We start from the raw sequence: 15,916 nt of genomic DNA, 5'->3' as shown, positions 1-15,916 counted from the left end.
CGCCACCCTCTATATAGATAGGAGAGGGCGCCTACAGCACGCCCGCGCCACGCAGGCGTTGCACCTCGTCACCCTTCAGCCCCAGCACCTGCATCAGCACCTGTTCGGTATGCTCCCCCAGCAGCGGCGGTGCATTGCGGTACTCCACCGGCGTCTCGGACAAACGAATAGGGCTGGCTACCTGCGGCACGCTGCCGGCCAACGGGTGAGGAATCTCTATGGCCAGGCCACGCGCCTGCACCTGAGGGTCCTGGAACATCTGCGCCAGGTCGTTGATCGGCCCGCACGGTACACCCGCCTGCTCCAGCTGGCTGACCCACTCGACGGTAGTCTTGAACACCGTGGCCTGGCGAATCAGCGGGATCAGCTCGGCGCGGTTGGCAACACGCAGTTTATTAGTGGCAAACCGCGGGTCATCCGCCCACTGCGGCTGGCCGGCCACCTCGGCGAACTTGCGAAACTGCCCGTCGTTACCCACGGTCAGGATGAAGTCGCCATCGGCGGTAGGAAAATCCTGGTAAGGCACGATGTTCGGGTGCGCATTACCCAGGCGACGCGGCGCAACACCCGTGGTCAGGTAGTTCATCGCCTGGTTGGCCAGGCAAGCCACCTGCACATCCAGCAACGCCATGTCGATGTGTTGCCCGCCGCCATCGTGATCCCGGTGGGCGAGGGCGGCCAATATCGCCACCGTCGAATACAGCCCGGTGAGAATATCGGTCAACGCCACCCCGACCTTCACCGGCCCCGCACCGTCCTCACCCTCCGGGCGGCCGGTAAGGCTCATCAGGCCACCCAGGCCCTGGATCATGAAGTCATAACCAGCGCGCTTGGCGTAGGGTCCGGTCTGGCCGAAGCCGGTGATCGAGCAATAGATAAGCCGCGGGTTGATCGCCCGCAGGCTTTCGTAGTCCAGCCCGTAGGCCGCCAGCCCGCCAACCTTGAAGTTCTCGATCAGGATGTCGGACTTGGCCGCCAGCTCGCGTACCAGTTGCTGGCCTTCGGGCTGGGTGAAGTCGATGGTGACCGACTGCTTGTTGCGGTTGGCCGAAAGGTAGTAGGCCGCCTCACTGGTGTTCTCGCCATAGGCGTCCTTGAGAAACGGCGGGCCCCAGGCGCGCGTGTCGTCGCCCGCCCCGGGACGCTCGACCTTGATCACCTCGGCCCCCAGGTCCGCGAGGATCTGTCCGGACCACGGTCCGGCCAGCACTCGCGACAGATCCAGCACCCGCAGATGAGATAGCGCGCCCATGGGCTGGCTCCTTATTAATAGAAAGCCTGCAGACCGGTTTGCGCACGCCCCAGAATCAGCGCGTGCACGTCATGGGTACCTTCATAGGTGTTGACCACCTCGAGGTTGACCAGGTGGCGGGCCACGCCGAACTCGTCGGAGATACCATTGCCGCCCAGCATGTCGCGGGCCAGGCGGGCGATGTCCAGCGCCTTGCCGCAGGAGTTGCGCTTCATGATCGAGGTGATCTCGACCGCAGCAGTGCCTTCATCCTTCATGCGGCCCAGGCGCAGGCAACCTTGCAGGGCCAAGGTGATCTCGGTCTGCATGTCGGCCAGCTTCTTCTGGATCAGCTGGTTGGCGGCCAACGGGCGGCCGAACTGCTGACGGTCCAGGGTGTATTGGCGCGCGGTGTGCCAGCAGGCTTCCGCTGCACCCAGGGCGCCCCAGGAGATGCCGTAGCGCGCCGAGTTGAGGCAGGTGAACGGGCCCCTCAGGCCACGTACATCCGGGAAGATGTTTTCTTCAGGCACGAACACGTTGTCCATCACGATCTCGCCGGTGATCGAGGCACGCAGGCCGACCTTGCCGTGAATCGCCGGGGCACTCAGGCCTTCCCAGCCTTTCTCCAGCACGAAGCCGCGAATGTCGCCCGCATCGTCCTTGGCCCACACCACGAACACGTCAGCGATCGGGCTGTTGGTGATCCACATCTTGCTGCCGCTCAAGCGATAGCCACCGTCGACGCTCCTGGCGCGGGTGATCATCGAGCCCGGGTCGGAGCCATGGTTGGGCTCGGTGAGGCCGAAGCAGCCGATCCACTCGCCGCTGGCCAGCTTGGGCAGGTACTTCTGCTTCTGCGCCTCGGTACCGAATTCGTTGATCGGCACCATCACCAGCGAAGACTGCACGCTCATCATCGAGCGATAGCCGGAGTCGATACGCTCCACTTCACGGGCAATCAGGCCGTAGCACACATAGTTGAGGCCGCTGCCGCCGTACTGCTCGGGGATCGTCGCACCCAGCAGGCCAACCTCGCCCATTTCACGGAAGATCGCCGGGTCGGTCTGCTCATGGCGGAAGGCTTCGAGCACACGCGGGGCGAGCTTGTCCTGGGCGAAGTGGAACGCGCTGTCACGCACCATGCGCTCTTCTTCGGTGAGCTGCTGATCGAGCAGCAGCGGGTCGATCCAGTTGAAGCTTGCCTTGCCAGCCATGTGCGAATCCTCGGAAACGTTTTGTCGTGGGTTGATCCTAGGCCGTAACGGGCGTGGCGACAAACGAGGATTGCGCATAGTCTTGTGATAATTTCTCACTTCGTAACGGCACCAACGGCCATTTTTACGACTGATTAGTGAGGTTGACGTATATGCGGCGCAAGATCCCCAGCACCACGGCCCTGGTGTGCTTCGAGGCTGCAGCCCGCCACGAAAGCTTTACCAAGGCGGCCCAGGAGCTCTCCCTGACCCAGGGCGCGGTGTGCCGACAGGTGGGCGGGCTGGAGGAGTTTCTGAATGTGGAGCTGTTTCGACGCTCGCGCCGTGGCGTGAAGCTCACCGAAGCCGGCCTGTCCTATAGCCGCCGCGTCGCCACCCAGCTGGACGCGGTGGAGCGCGATACCCTGTCGGTGATGGGCCAGCAGGGCGCCAACGTGATCGAACTGGCCCTGGTACCGACCTTCGGCACGCAATGGCTGCTGCCGCGACTGAAGGACTTTCAGCGCCTGCACCCCGAAGTCACCGTCAACCTGACCAACCGCACCCGTCCGTTCCTTTTCGCCGACACCCACTTCGACGCCGCCATCTATTTTGGCGACGCCGACTGGTCGGGTACCCAGTCCCACCGCCTGATGGGCGAGAACCCCGTGCCGGTGTGCAGCCCGGCCTTGCTGGCAGGGCAGGCTAGCCTTAGCGCCGAGGACCTCGCGCAACTGCCGCTGCTGCAGCAGACCACCCGACCCTATGCCTGGCGCCAGTGGTTCAACAGCCTGGAAATGAACGTGGCCCGCGACATGACCGGCCCGCGCTATGAGCTATTCTCGATGTTGGCCCAGGCCGCCATGCACGAGATGGGCGTGGCGTTGATCCCGCCCTTTCTCATCCAGCATGAACTGGGGGAGGGCAGGCTGGTGATTGCCAACCCGCATGCGCTGTCGAGCATCAAGGCGTATTACCTGATGATCCCGGAGCGCAAGGTGGAATCCGCCTCGCTGCGTGCTTTTCGCGACTGGCTGGTAGCCGAGGCCCAGCGCTATGCCGCGCAGCACAAGGATCAGAGCGGTTTGTTGACCCCGTAGTCAGCAAATATCGAGCCCTACAGATATACGAAAATGTCGCAAATGAGCAGACTGTTCCGGTGCACGCCAAAACACCCCTTAACCCTGCTGTTTACGGGGCCTTCGCGACATAAAGCCTGTGCACAAATGCGCTTTCGCGAAATTTGTCTGAAAAAATTTCAAATTTTGCGTAATGTCCCTGAAGCCCACGGTTCGCGGGCTTCAGGCCGTTTATTGCGACATTCGGTCACAGGGTGACTTGTAGTTTATCGTTCGTCACCCTTCAGAACCGGTTGAAGCGATTCAGGATCGCCTGCAAAATGCCGCGCCCCGCCCGGATTCAGGGCGGGATCGTGCTGATCGGCCGCCCCAGACGCACCATCCGCAGTGCGCTGGTTTACCAACAAAAGATCACGCAGGAGAAATTGACGTGCACATTGGTGTTCCTCTCGAAACGCAGACGGGCGAGACACGTGTCGCTGCCACCCCCGAAACCATCAAGAAACTGATCGGCCAGGGTCATCAGGTCACTGTGCAACGTGGCGCGGGCGTCAATGCCAGCGTGCCCGACAGTGCCTATGAAGCAGCAGGCGCGACCATCGGCAGCGCTGCCGATGCGTTTGGCGCACAGCTTGTACTCAAGGTTGTGGCGCCCAACGAAAGCGAACTGGGCCAGATCAACAGCGGCACCGTTCTGGTGGGCATGCTCAACCCGTTCAACAATGACGTGATTGCCAGGATGGCCGAACGCGGGATCACCGCCTTCGCTCTCGAAGCCGCGCCGCGCACCTCCCGCGCGCAGAGCCTCGACGTGCTGTCATCGCAGGCCAACATCGCCGGCTACAAGGCCGTGCTGCTGGCCGCGCATCACTACCCACGCTTCATGCCGATGCTGATGACTGCCGCAGGCACCGTGAAGGCTGCCCGCGTGCTCATCCTGGGCGCCGGTGTGGCCGGCCTGCAGGCCATCGCCACGGCCAAGCGCCTGGGTGCGGTGATCGAGGCCTCGGACGTGCGCCCGGCGGTAAAGGAGCAGATCGAATCGCTCGGCGCCAAGTTCATCGACGTGCCGTATGAAACCGATGAGGAACGCGAGTGCGCCGAAGGCGTCGGCGGCTACGCGCGGCCCATGCCCGCCAGCTGGATGCAGCGTCAGGCCCAGGCCGTGCACGAACGCGCCAGACAGGCCGACATCGTCATCACCACCGCGCTGATCCCCGGGCGCAAGGCACCGACCCTGCTCAGCGCCGAAACCGTCGCGCAGATGAAGCCGGGCTCGGTGGTCATCGACCTCGCCGCCGCGCAGGGCGGCAACTGCCCGCTGACCGTGGCCGACCAGGTGGTGATCGAGAACGGCGTGACCATCGTCGGCCCCACCAACCTGCCAGCCCAGGTCGGTGCGGACGCCTCGGCCCTGTATGCACGCAACCTGCTCGACTTCATGAAACTGCTGTTCGACAAGGACGGCGCCCTCACGATCAACCTCGAAGACGACATCGTCGCCGCGTGCCTGATGTGCCGCGACGGCCAGGTCATCCGCAAGAACGGATAAGGAGCCAGACAATGGAAGACATGCTGATCTCTCACGGCGTCTACAACCTGATCATCTTCGTGCTGGCCATCTATGTGGGCTACCACGTGGTATGGAACGTGACCCCGGCGCTGCACACCCCGCTGATGGCGGTCACCAACGCCATCTCCGCCATCGTCATCGTCGGCGCCATGCTGGCCGCCGCGCTGACCGTGACCCCGCTGGGCAAGACCATGGGCACCCTCGCGGTGGCCCTGGCAGCGGTCAACGTGTTCGGCGGTTTCCTCGTCACCCGGCGCATGCTGGAGATGTTCAAGAAAAAGGCCGCGAAGGCTGAGGGGAAGAAGTAAACATGAGCATGAACCTGGTAACCCTGCTCTACCTTGTCGCCTCGGTGTGCTTCATCCAGGCGCTCAAGGGCCTGTCTCACCCGACCACCTCGCGGCGCGGCAACCTGTTCGGCATGCTCGGCATGGCCCTGGCGGTGATCACCACCGTCGGCCTGATCTACAAACTGGGCGCGCAGCTGGCCACCGACGGCATCGGCTACGTGATCGTCGGCCTGCTGGTGGGCGGCACTGCCGGCTCGATCATGGCCAAACGCGTCGAAATGACCAAGATGCCGGAACTGGTCGCCTTCATGCACAGCATGATCGGCCTGGCGGCCGTGTTCATCGCCATCGCGGCCGTGGTCGAGCCACAGTCGCTGGGCATCGTGGCCAGCATCAGCGACCCGATTCCGGTCGGCAACCGCCTGGAGCTGTTCCTTGGCGCCGCCATTGGTGCGATCACCTTTTCGGGTTCGGTCATCGCCTTCGGCAAGTTGTCGGGCAAGTACAAGTTCCGCCTGTTCCAGGGCGCGCCGGTACAGTTCAGCGGCCAGCACAAGCTCAACCTGGTGCTGGGCCTGGCCACCATCGCCCTGGGCCTGATCTTCACCTTCACCGGCAACCTGACCGCCTTCGCCCTGATGCTGGCCCTGGCCTTCGTGATGGGTGTGCTGATCATCATCCCGATCGGCGGCGCCGACATGCCGGTGGTGGTCTCGATGCTCAACAGCTATTCGGGCTGGGCAGCGGCGGGCATCGGTTTCTCGCTGAACAACTCGATGCTGATCATTGCCGGTTCGCTGGTGGGTTCGAGCGGCGCGATCCTCTCGTACATCATGTGCAAGGCGATGAACCGTTCGTTCTTCAACGTGATCCTCGGCGGCTTCGGCGGCGCTGCAGAAGCGGCCGGCCCGGCCGGTGCCAAGGAGGCGCGCCCGGTGAAATCCGGTTCGGCCGACGACGCCACCTTCCTGCTGAGCAACGCCGACACCGTGATCATCGTGCCCGGCTACGGCCTGGCGGTGGCCCGTGCGCAGCATGCGCTCAAGGAACTGACCGAAAAGCTCACCCACAACGGCGTGACCGTGAAGTACGCGATCCACCCGGTGGCGGGGCGCATGCCCGGGCACATGAACGTGCTGCTGGCCGAGGCCGAAGTGCCCTACGACCAGGTGTTCGAGATGGACGACATCAACTCCGAGTTCGGCCAGGCCGACGTGGTACTGGTGCTCGGTGCCAACGACGTGGTCAACCCGGCGGCCAAGAACGATCCCAAGTCGCCGATTGCCGGCATGCCGATCCTCGAAGCCTTCAAGGCCAAGACCATCATCGTCAACAAGCGCTCCATGGCCAGCGGCTATGCCGGCCTGGACAACGAACTGTTCTACCTGGACAAGACCATGATGGTGTTCGGCGATGCCAAGAAGGTCATCGAAGACATGGTCAAAGCCGTGGAATAAGCCCTTGAAAAGGCTGTGACAAATAGCCCCAGCGCGGTACCGGCTGGGGCTTTTTCATGCCCGCCCAGCCGACAGAAGGCTCTACTTCAGGCCTTCGCATTCGACCTTGGTCGCGGGACGCCGACAGGCGAAATCAATAGACTGCGCATCTAGCTTTAGTAGCCCGAGATAATAATCCATGTACCGTGATCGTATTCGCTTGTCCTCTTTGCACAGCAAGGTAATGAGTGCGGCCGATGCCGCAGGTTTGATCGAGGACGGCATGACCGTCGGCATGAGCGGTTTCACCCGTGCCGGCGAAGCCAAGGCCGTGCCCCACGCACTGGCCGAGCGAGCCAAGCTGTCGCCGCTGAAAATCAGCCTGATGACCGGCGCCAGCCTGGGCAACGACCTCGACAAGCAGCTGACCGAAGCCGGTGTGCTGGCCCGTCGCATGCCGTTCCAGGTCGACAGCACCCTGCGCAAGGCCATCAACGACGGCAAGGTGATGTTCATCGACCAGCACCTGTCGGAAACCGTCGAGCAACTGCGCAACCAGCAGCTCAAGCTGCCGGACATCGCGGTCATCGAAGCGGTCGCGATCACCGAAGACGGCCACATCGTGCCGACCACCTCCGTGGGCAACTCGGCCAGCTTCGCCATTTTCGCCAAGCAGGTCATCGTCGAGATCAACATGGCGCACAACGCCAACCTCGAAGGCCTGCATGACATCTATATCCCGACCTACCGGCCGACCCGCACGCCGATCCCGCTGGTGAAAGTCGATGACCGCATCGGCAGCACCGCGATCCCGATCGACCCGGCCAAGATCGTCGGCATCGTCATCACCGAGCAGGCGGACTCGCCGTCCACCGTATTGCCGCCGGACGACGAAACCCAGGGTATCGCCAACCACCTGATCAACTTCCTCAAGCAGGAAGTCGACGCCGGGCGCATGACCAACAAGCTCGGCCCACTGCAGGCCGGCATCGGCAGCATCGCCAACGCGGTGATGTGCGGTCTGATCGACTCGCCGTTCGAAGACCTGACCATGTACTCCGAAGTGCTGCAGGACTCGACCTTCGATCTGATCGACGCCGGCAAGCTGAGCTTTGCCTCGGGCAGTTCCATCACCCTGTCGACCCGTCGCAACGCCGACGTGTTCGGCAACCTGGAGCGCTACAAGGACAAGCTGGTGCTGCGTCCGCAGGAAATCTCCAACCACCCTGAAGTGGTACGGCGCCTGGGCATCATCGGCATCAACACCGCACTGGAGTTCGACCTGTACGGCAACGTCAACTCCACCCACGTGTGCGGCACGCGCATGATGAACGGCATCGGTGGCTCGGGCGACTTCGCGCGCAACGCGCACCTGGCCATCTTCGTCACCAAGTCCATCGCCAAGGGCGGCGCGATCTCCAGCGTGGTACCGATGGTCAGCCATGTGGACCACACCGAGCACGACGTGGACATCCTCGTCACCGAGCAGGGCCTGGCCGACCTGCGTGGCCTGGCGCCGCGCGAGCGCGCCCGGGTGATCATCGACAACTGTGTGCACCCGGACTACCGCGACGCACTGAACGACTACTTCACCCGCGCCTGCGAAAAGGGTGGGCACACCCCACACATCCTGCGCGAAGCCCTGCAGTGGCATGAAAACCTGGAAGAAACCGGGCGCATGCTGGCCAGCTGAGGCCGTCCCTGTACAGCCGGTGGCGCGCAATGCGCACCGGCTGTACAGTTGCCCCATTCAACCGTTACACAAATTGTTCTACTGTACCGGTGTTTTGACGGTACCTTCCTACGCAAAATCCCCTTATTGACCCTAAATTGCACCATTTCAGTGCGGACCGGTACAGTTGCGTCCAATCCGAGTGCAACAGTCTGCATAAACAGTTAACTGGCCCATCACAATGCAGGTGAACTGTATCTACTGTTATGGACGACACAGGAGGATCATTGGCATCAGTTAAATCACTACCTAATGCCGCCACAAGCGGAAGGATGACACCATGGAACGTACACTCAGTTCCGATCTGGCTTTTGAAAACAACGCTCAACAATCCCAGGGTTCGCTGCCACTGCGCCTGCTGGCCAACCTGATGCTGTGGCAACGCCGCATCGCCAGCCGCCACCAACTGGCTCGCCTGGACTCGCGTCTGCTGGCTGATGCCGGTATCAGCGAAGCGCAACGTTACGAAGAGCTGAGCAAGCCTTTCTGGCGTTGATGCAGGGCCCGCCGGCCAACGCCGGCACCCCGAATTCAAAAACCCGTCGCAGGTGACTGCTGACGGGTTTTTTTGTTTGAAAGGCCCGCGCCAGAGCATTCGAACCCAATACCAGTACAGTTTTTATAAACCAAAGTATCACCAGTACAATCGTACAGTTGCGCTGCACGAGCCGGCGAAGCAGACGCCACTGCACCACCTGCTGCATAATAGCCGGGCCCATATTCAGGAGATCGATCATGTCCCGTACCCGCCTGCTTGGCGCCGCAATGCTGCTGGCCCTGGCCTCCACTGCCCACGCATCCAGCTTCGTGGTCACCACCGATACCGTGGTGCGTGGCGTTGCCGCCTCCACCAACGCGACCTCCGATGCCTCCTCATCGCTGCGCGATGACAAGATCGTGCGCGCCGCCCGTGACGACGCCGCCAGCTTCGTCGCCAGCCAGGGCGCCATCCGCGGTGTGAAACTGGAAAGCGCCTTCGCCCACATCCGCCAGCAGGCCCCGACCCTGCAGGCTTCCGACGCCCAACTGGCCCAGGCGATCCTGGCCATCTGAACCGCGCAAGGGCCCGGTACACGTAACAACGTGTAAAAGCCGGGTACCCTGCGCTGGTCCCCACCCGCGCATTGGGATAGCCTTGCCGCCTGATTTCACAGCCAACCAGACCTCATGCGTTATTTGCTACCGCTGCTGCTCGCACTCTGCGCGTCGACTGCCGCCCAGGCCTTCGACCTGACCACTCAAAGCCTTGTGATTGCGGGCTACGCCACCAGCAAGGTGACCACCGCCCCGTTCGATCGCAAGCTGATCCTGGCCGCCCACGACGATGCCGCCGCCTTCGTCGCCAGCGACGGCGCCCTGCGTGGCGCACAGCTGGAAGCCGCCCTGAACGCACTGCGACAGCACACCCCCGAACTTCATGCCAGCGACCTTGAACTGGCGCAGGCAATTCTCGTCCAATGATCACAACCGATTTTCCGGAGATGCTCCATGCGTAAACCGCTGATTGCCGCCACCCTCGGCCTGATGCTGCTGGCCGACGTGGTCCAGGCACAAACCCTGGTGGCCACCAGCAATATCATCGTGCGTGCCTTTGGCCGCTCGATCGACTTCACCTCCGACACCACCACCTCGATCCGCGACTCCAAGGTCGTGCGCGAGGCCCGTGACGATGCCGCCAGCTTCGTCGCCAGCCGTGGCGATATCCGTGGCGCGCAACTGGAAGCTGCCTTCGATACCCTGCGCCAGCGCGTCCCCGAAGCACGCGACGCCAGCGACCAGGTGCTGGCCGAAGCCATCCTGTCGCTGTGAAACCCCTTGCCTGGCTGTTGGGCAGCGTACTGACGCTGCTCGGCGCCCCTGCGCTGGCCGACCTGCAACTGCACCTGCAGGCAGACGGCCTCGACCCGCAACAGCAGCGGGCCAGCCAGGCATTGCTCGACGAAGCCCTGCAGGCCCTGCCGCCACGCTTGAAGGCTGAGCTGGACCGCCGCGTCGACGTCTCCTGGACCACCCGCATGCCCGAAGACGCCTATGGCCAGGCGTCGCTGGTATCGAGCCTGGAGCTCAACCGGCACCTGCTGCCGGGCCTCACCGATGGCAGCGCTGCCACCGCGCAGACCGGCCGGCCGCATGGCACGGTGCGCCAGGAGCTGCTGGCTACCGTTCTCCACGAGCTCACCCACCTGTATGACCGCGCCCGCCTGTGGCCAGCGCCCGAGCGCCGGCTGATCAGCCGCTGCGTGCGCCAGAACACCAGCCTGGGCAAGGTGGGGCTGCCCGATGAATGCCGCGGCCAGACCGAACGCCGCTTCACCCTCAGCGACGACCCGCGCCTGCTCGACCTCGCCGGCTGGCCGCAATACGTGGGCCGGCGTGGCGAGCGCGAACAGCACAACCGCCAGATCGCACGCACCCCGGACAGCTACGAGCTGAGCAGCCCCAAGGAATTCATCGCGGTCAACATGGAGTACTTCCTCCTCGACCCGAGCTACGCCTGTCGCCGCCCGGCCCTCTACAAGTACCTGCGCGAGCATTTCGACTGGGCGCCTGCCGCTGCCGAGTGCGCGCCGGGGCTGCCGTTCCTCAACGCCGGCAACGACTTCGACAAGCAGCCGCTGGGCCAGGTCGACCCCGAACGCGTGTACGCCGTGGACTTCCTGCTGGCCGAAGCCAACCAGAACTGGGTCAGCCGCTGGGGCCACAGCATGCTGCGCCTGGTGATCTGCGCGCCGGGGCGCCCGCGCGGTCCGGACTGCCGCCTGGACCTGGACCAGCACCTGGTGCTCTCGTACCGTGCCTTCGTCAACGACGTGCAGCTATCGAGCTGGGACGGCCTGACCGGCGCCTACCCCTCGCGCCTGTTCGTGCTGCCACTGGCACAGGTGATCGACGAGTACACCAAGACCGAACTGCGCAGCCTGGCTTCGATCCCGCTCAAGCTCGACCGGGACGAAATCGAAGACCTGGTGCGCCAGGCTGCCGAGATGCACTGGAACTACGACGGCCACTATTACTTCCTGTCCAACAACTGCGCGGTCGAAACCCTCAAGCTGCTGCGCAGCGGCACCGGCAACCCGCGCCTGGCCGGGCTCGACAGCATCATGCCCAATGGCCTGCTCGAGGTGCTGCAGGGTCGTGGCCTGGCCGACATGAGCGTGCTCGACGACCCGCGCGAAGCCTTGCGCCTGGGCTACCGCTTCGACTCCTACCGCGACCGCTACCAGGCCATGTTCCAGGTGCTCAAGCAGCACCTGCCGGTGCCGCAGGCCAGCGTGGAGGCCTGGCTCGAACAGCCACCCGCCCAGCGCCAGCAATGGTTCGCCCAGGCCGACCTGCGCACCAGCGCGGCCTTGTTGCTGCTGGAACAGGCCGGCCTGCGCCGCCAGCTGCTGCTGGCCCAAGACGAGGTCAAGCAGCGCTACCTCAGCGGTCGCGAGCTCAACGACACCAACGTGGCCCAGGCCAACAGCACCCTGCAGCAGATCCTCGCCAACAGCGGCTTTCTCAGCAAACCGGCCGAACTGCTGAGCGGCAGCGGCTACGGGCTGCCCCAGGCCAGCGAACGCCAGCAGCTGGAGCAGGCCAGCAGCCAGCGCCAGCAGCAACTGCAGCGCCTGACCGGCGACCTGGACAAGGAAGTACGCGCCTTGCTCGGCCCCGAGCGCGCCGCCGAAATCGCCGCCGTCGAAGCCAACCTCAAGCAGCTCGGCGAACACCTGCGCGCATTGCACAAGGCCGCTGGCGGGCTGCAATTGCCCTGAGTCGGTAGTTGACTTTGTAACTGCCTGTGCCACTATTTCGCAGCTTGAAAAATGGCATTTGGCTGCCATTGCGCCCCGCCGAAAGGCGCCGGGACATTTCGCAGAACCTCTTTCTTTCGACGTGACGGCCTGACCTCAAGCAGGCACTGCCGCGCACGGACGACCGTTGGCATGGTGGGATTATATGGACGTAGTCGGAGACGACCGCGAGTACGAGTGGTCGCTGGATGGGCAACGCTGGTTGCAGGATGCCCATGGCAGGTTCTCCCTGACCCACGTCGCCGGCAAGGCGCTGGAAGACGCGCAGCCCGACCTGGACTTTCTCGTCGGTGCGCAGCAGGCGCCCGGTGCGCAGGGCTGGCTGCCGGCCAGCTTCCGCCATTGCCCGCAGACCGGTACAGCCCTCACGCCCGTGCGCTTCGACCGCCAGCAACGCTGGTTGCCGCCCTATGGCAACGGCAGCGGACGCCGGGTGGTGGAGGGCAGTTGCCGGCTCGACGGTGCCGAGCACACCCTCGCCGCGTTGTACCGCAAGCTGGACGGCGCCACCCCGCGCAGCCTGAACACCGCGCACAAGTACGACCAGCTGCCACGCAAGAACGGCTTGAATTTTCTCGTCGCCAACCTGGGCGGTCATCGCGAGGCGCTGTTTGCGCTGGCCCGCGACGGCAGCCTGTTCCGCTGGCAGCGCCAGGCCCAGGAGTGGGCGGCGCTGTTGCCGCACAGCACCCCGATCGGCCGTTGCAGCCTGCCCAGCTGGGCGTGGGGCGTGAGCCTGCGCGAGGTGGGCGAACAGCAACGCCTGCTGCTGGCCTGTGACGAGGGTGCCACCGAGGTGCGCGTCGACCCGCTCGATGGCCGCTACCATGTCGACCGCTGCCCGGGCCGTGCCATCGCCGCCCCCGGCGATCTCGACGACCAGGTACTGATCCCGCAGCAGATGCCCGACGGCAGCTTCAGCCTGGTGGCACGCCACAATGAACAGTGGACCCTGCACCCCATCGCCAACGCCAACCCGGCGCACCTGCAGGGCCTGTCCGCGCCACTGCGCGACCCGGCCTCGCGGCGCCTGCTGTGGATCGGCGCCCACGGCTACCTCAGCGTCAAGCTCGGCGCCCAGCTGGACGCCCAGTGGCTGAGCTGGCCCGCCGGTGCCCAGGCCCGCCCCGAATACGGCCCGCCGTTCGTCAACGGCTACGGCATCTGGCAGCAACTGTTCGAGGGCAGCGAGCAGTATTGCCTGCGCCTGGACTCGGACGAACGCAAGGAAGTCAAAGGCTCGCGCCTGAGCACCGGGCACCTGAACTACATGTTCAACGTGCGCCTGGATGCGCCCTGGGGCGAGCACGACGTCGACAACACCCCCACCCGGCGCGAAGTGGTCTACCCCTTCATCGAGTTCATCGACAGCCAGTACCTGCTGTCGGTGCGCGTCGAATGGCCGTCGAGCCTGCAACAGTTCTTCGGCAACGACCAGGCCATCGACAGCCAGTTCTGCCTGGAACGTGTGGGCCAGCCGCCCTTGAGCATCACCCTCAAAGTGGCCCAACCCTGGAACGCCCAGTGGTTCTTCCACGACTACGCCCTGTGGCTGTACATCGATTCGACTGGAGCGCTCTACCGATGGAACGCATGAACCGCCTGCTGCGCCGTGGCCTGCTGCTGGCCCTGAGCCTGGTGTGCCTGAGCGCCCAGGCGCAACCGCTGCGCCAGGTGTTTCTGGTACAGAACTCCGGCTGGATGGAGCCGTTCTACCTCGACCCGGCTTCGGGCTTCAAACCGCTGATCACGCAACTGGCCGCCACCGCCGCCGGCAACGGCGAAGCGGTGATCGGCGCCTTCAACCAGGCCGACAGCAGCCACCCCTCGCCGCAATGGACCTACCGCGGCCCCGGCACCCACGCCAAGCTCGGTGACAGCGTCAATGCCCTGGCCCTGGCACGCAAGGCCAGTGGCGCCTATGCCGACACCGACTTCAAGGAAGCCCTGCTGGCCGCGATCAAGACCGGCCTGGAAGGGCGCGAAGGCATCATCTGGATCGTCACCAACAACAAGAACAGCCCCAACAACAGCAGCGAAACCCAGCTCAAGAACCGCGAGTTCTACGACCTGCTGCACAAGGAAGACGTGATCAGCCGCATCGCCGCCTTCCCGCAGAAGATGCCGGTCAAGAGCAGCAACTTCGAAGCCAACGGCCTGATGATCTACGCCCTGGCCTACGGCGCCAATGCCGGTGCCGCGCTGGAACAGGTGCTGGCCCAGCCGGCCCTGGCCAAACTGCTGAACGACGCGCGTGTACGCCTCAAGCCGCTGACCCAGGCCGCCGTGCGCTTCATCCCGACCGGCGTCAAGGACACCCCCGACGTCAGTGCAGAGCTGGCCCCCGACCAGCAGACCGTGGTGCTCAACATCAACGTCGACGGCTCGCCCAAGACCGCGGTGTTGCTGGGCCGCTTCGAGAACCAGTTCAACCCCTACCAGATCCACTCGGCCAAGGTCGCGATGAGCCTGGACATGCCCGGCGAAGCCCTGCAGTCGGCGATCTCGATGGACCGCATCGAGAACCTCGAACCCGGCGCCCGCTCCGACGAGCTGTCGATCAGCCTGCAACTGCCGCCGCTGCCGTCGCAGTGGTCCAGCGAAGTGCTGCTGTCCAGCGGCTACCAGCGTGCCGGGGCCATCGAAGTGCGCCTGAGCGAGCAGCAACTGCAGATTTCCCAGCAGTTCATCGAGCGCATGAACGAGCTGTTCCCCAACGATGCACTGCCCGATGTGTTCCTGCCGTCCAGCGAAGCCAGCGCTTCGGCCACCCGCCTGCCGATCGTGCTGCAGATCAGCTACCCGCTGGGCCCGGTGCTGTTGCTGCTGGCCCTGCTGGTGCTGGCGTTGATCGGCCTGTTGCTGGCCAAGGCCCTGATCGGCGGCAAGAAGCCGGTCACGGTGATGGTCGAAGGCATCGCCCAGCAATACCCGCTCAAGCCGTTCAGCAGCGCCAGCGTCTATGACGCCCGGCAGAACAAGGTCGCGACCGTAAAGCGCGGCCTGTTCGGCGCCACCCTCGAAAAACTCGCCGCCGACGTCGCCGTGCGCCTCAAATAACCCAGGACCCCGATCATGACCCAGACCAGCTCCCTGCCAGCCCCCGTAGAAAACGACGCCGCACCGGCCACCACCACCTCCACCCTGAGCGTTCCGGCGCCGCTGATGGACCTGGGCCCGAAAAAGGTCGACAGCCGTGACGCTCTGATCGGCGTGGCCGTGCTGGTAGTACTGGCGCTGATCTTCTTCGTGATCAAGAACGCCTACGCCAACTGGCGCGTGCGCGAGCGCGTGGCCCCCAGCCGCGCCAACGCCTCGGGCTGGTTCCTGTTCCTGGGCCTGCTGCTGGTCTCGGCCATGGCCGTGCTGGCGGTGATCAACTCCGGTCAGTTCCTCACCCCGCTGTACCTTGCACCACTGGCTGGCGTGGCCGGCATTTCGCTGGTGGCCTGGCTGATGACCTTCTCGGCCAAGCGCTGAGCCCGGCCTGCACTGCCCGCGTCAGGCCTGGCCTGACGCTTCAATTTGATCCACGGATTTAGCCCGCCGACCCGACTCGGCCAGCCCAGCCAGGGCTCA

General features: G+C 64.4%; 15 protein-coding genes. 13 read left to right on the top strand and 2 right to left on the bottom strand.

Translation table 11 applies throughout. The features are described from left to right. Window positions 1-31 precede the first annotated feature (31 nt). Window positions 32-1,252, bottom strand: a complete 1,221-nt coding sequence (locus KH389_RS00575; RefSeq protein ID WP_213606672.1) for a CaiB/BaiF CoA transferase family protein — start codon at window positions 1,250-1,252, stop codon at window positions 32-34. A gap of 14 nt (window positions 1,253-1,266) precedes the next feature. Next, the gene (locus KH389_RS00570; protein ID WP_043862336.1) at window positions 1,267-2,448 is read right to left on the bottom strand and encodes an acyl-CoA dehydrogenase; all 1,182 of its coding nucleotides are present in this window, start codon (window positions 2,446-2,448) and stop codon (window positions 1,267-1,269) included. 152 nt (window positions 2,449-2,600) lie between these two features. On the opposite strand from KH389_RS00570, the gene KH389_RS00565 reads away from it, so the two are divergent. The 13 genes from KH389_RS00565 to KH389_RS00505 all read left to right on the top strand — a co-directional run bounded on the left by KH389_RS00565 (window position 2,601) and on the right by KH389_RS00505 (window position 15,817). Further along, window positions 2,601-3,527, top strand: a complete 927-nt coding sequence (locus KH389_RS00565) for a LysR family transcriptional regulator (protein ID WP_054916008.1) — start codon at window positions 2,601-2,603, stop codon at window positions 3,525-3,527. A 409-nt stretch (window positions 3,528-3,936) separates the two neighbouring features. Further along, the gene (locus KH389_RS00560; RefSeq protein ID WP_043862334.1) at window positions 3,937-5,058 is read left to right on the top strand and encodes a Re/Si-specific NAD(P)(+) transhydrogenase subunit alpha; all 1,122 of its coding nucleotides are present in this window, start codon (window positions 3,937-3,939) and stop codon (window positions 5,056-5,058) included. Between the two features lie 11 nt (window positions 5,059-5,069). Further along, the gene (locus tag KH389_RS00555; RefSeq protein WP_043862333.1) at window positions 5,070-5,387 is read left to right on the top strand and encodes an NAD(P) transhydrogenase subunit alpha part 2; all 318 of its coding nucleotides are present in this window, start codon (window positions 5,070-5,072) and stop codon (window positions 5,385-5,387) included. Window positions 5,388-5,389: 2 nt separating this feature from the next. Beyond that, on the top strand, window positions 5,390-6,826 hold the full coding sequence (locus KH389_RS00550) for an NAD(P)(+) transhydrogenase (Re/Si-specific) subunit beta (protein WP_043862332.1): 1,437 nt from the start codon (window positions 5,390-5,392) through the stop codon (window positions 6,824-6,826). A 178-nt stretch (window positions 6,827-7,004) separates the two neighbouring features. After that, the gene (locus KH389_RS00545; RefSeq protein WP_043862331.1) at window positions 7,005-8,498 is read left to right on the top strand and encodes an acetyl-CoA hydrolase/transferase family protein; all 1,494 of its coding nucleotides are present in this window, start codon (window positions 7,005-7,007) and stop codon (window positions 8,496-8,498) included. A 319-nt stretch (window positions 8,499-8,817) separates the two neighbouring features. Further along, window positions 8,818-9,033 (top strand): DUF1127 domain-containing protein, encoded by a 216-nt coding sequence (locus KH389_RS00540; RefSeq protein ID WP_043862330.1) that lies wholly within the window; start codon window positions 8,818-8,820, stop codon window positions 9,031-9,033. A gap of 239 nt (window positions 9,034-9,272) precedes the next feature. Beyond that, window positions 9,273-9,590 carry a DUF2388 domain-containing protein gene (locus KH389_RS00535; protein WP_043862329.1) on the top strand — a complete coding sequence of 106 codons (318 nt, stop codon included), beginning with the start codon at window positions 9,273-9,275 and terminating at the stop codon, window positions 9,588-9,590. Window positions 9,591-9,704: 114 nt separating this feature from the next. Continuing rightward, a complete protein-coding gene (locus KH389_RS00530; protein ID WP_054916009.1) occupies window positions 9,705-9,998 on the top strand; it encodes a DUF2388 domain-containing protein in 294 nt (97 codons plus the stop codon). Window positions 9,999-10,025: 27 nt separating this feature from the next. After that, window positions 10,026-10,346, top strand: coding sequence for a DUF2388 domain-containing protein (locus KH389_RS00525; protein WP_043862327.1), 321 nt, complete (start codon window positions 10,026-10,028; stop codon window positions 10,344-10,346). Beyond that, window positions 10,343-12,298 (top strand): DUF7844 domain-containing protein, encoded by a 1,956-nt coding sequence (locus tag KH389_RS00520; protein WP_213606671.1) that lies wholly within the window; start codon window positions 10,343-10,345, stop codon window positions 12,296-12,298. Before KH389_RS00525 ends, KH389_RS00520 begins: the two co-directional genes overlap by 4 nt. A gap of 184 nt (window positions 12,299-12,482) precedes the next feature. Further along, window positions 12,483-13,934 (top strand): hypothetical protein, encoded by a 1,452-nt coding sequence (locus KH389_RS00515; RefSeq protein ID WP_213606670.1) that lies wholly within the window; start codon window positions 12,483-12,485, stop codon window positions 13,932-13,934. Then, window positions 13,922-15,397, top strand: coding sequence for a hypothetical protein (locus KH389_RS00510; RefSeq protein WP_213606668.1), 1,476 nt, complete (start codon window positions 13,922-13,924; stop codon window positions 15,395-15,397). Before KH389_RS00515 ends, KH389_RS00510 begins: the two co-directional genes overlap by 13 nt. Before the next feature lie 15 nt (window positions 15,398-15,412). Continuing rightward, window positions 15,413-15,817, top strand: coding sequence for a hypothetical protein (locus KH389_RS00505; RefSeq protein WP_054916013.1), 405 nt, complete (start codon window positions 15,413-15,415; stop codon window positions 15,815-15,817). Window positions 15,818-15,916 lie beyond the last annotated feature (99 nt).

The organism is Pseudomonas qingdaonensis (genome assembly GCF_018398475.1).
GTDB lineage: Bacteria > Pseudomonadota > Gammaproteobacteria > Pseudomonadales > Pseudomonadaceae > Aquipseudomonas > Aquipseudomonas palmensis.
The sequence above is the reverse complement of the archived record's forward strand: the minus strand, read 5'-3'. Positions and strand labels throughout refer to the sequence as shown.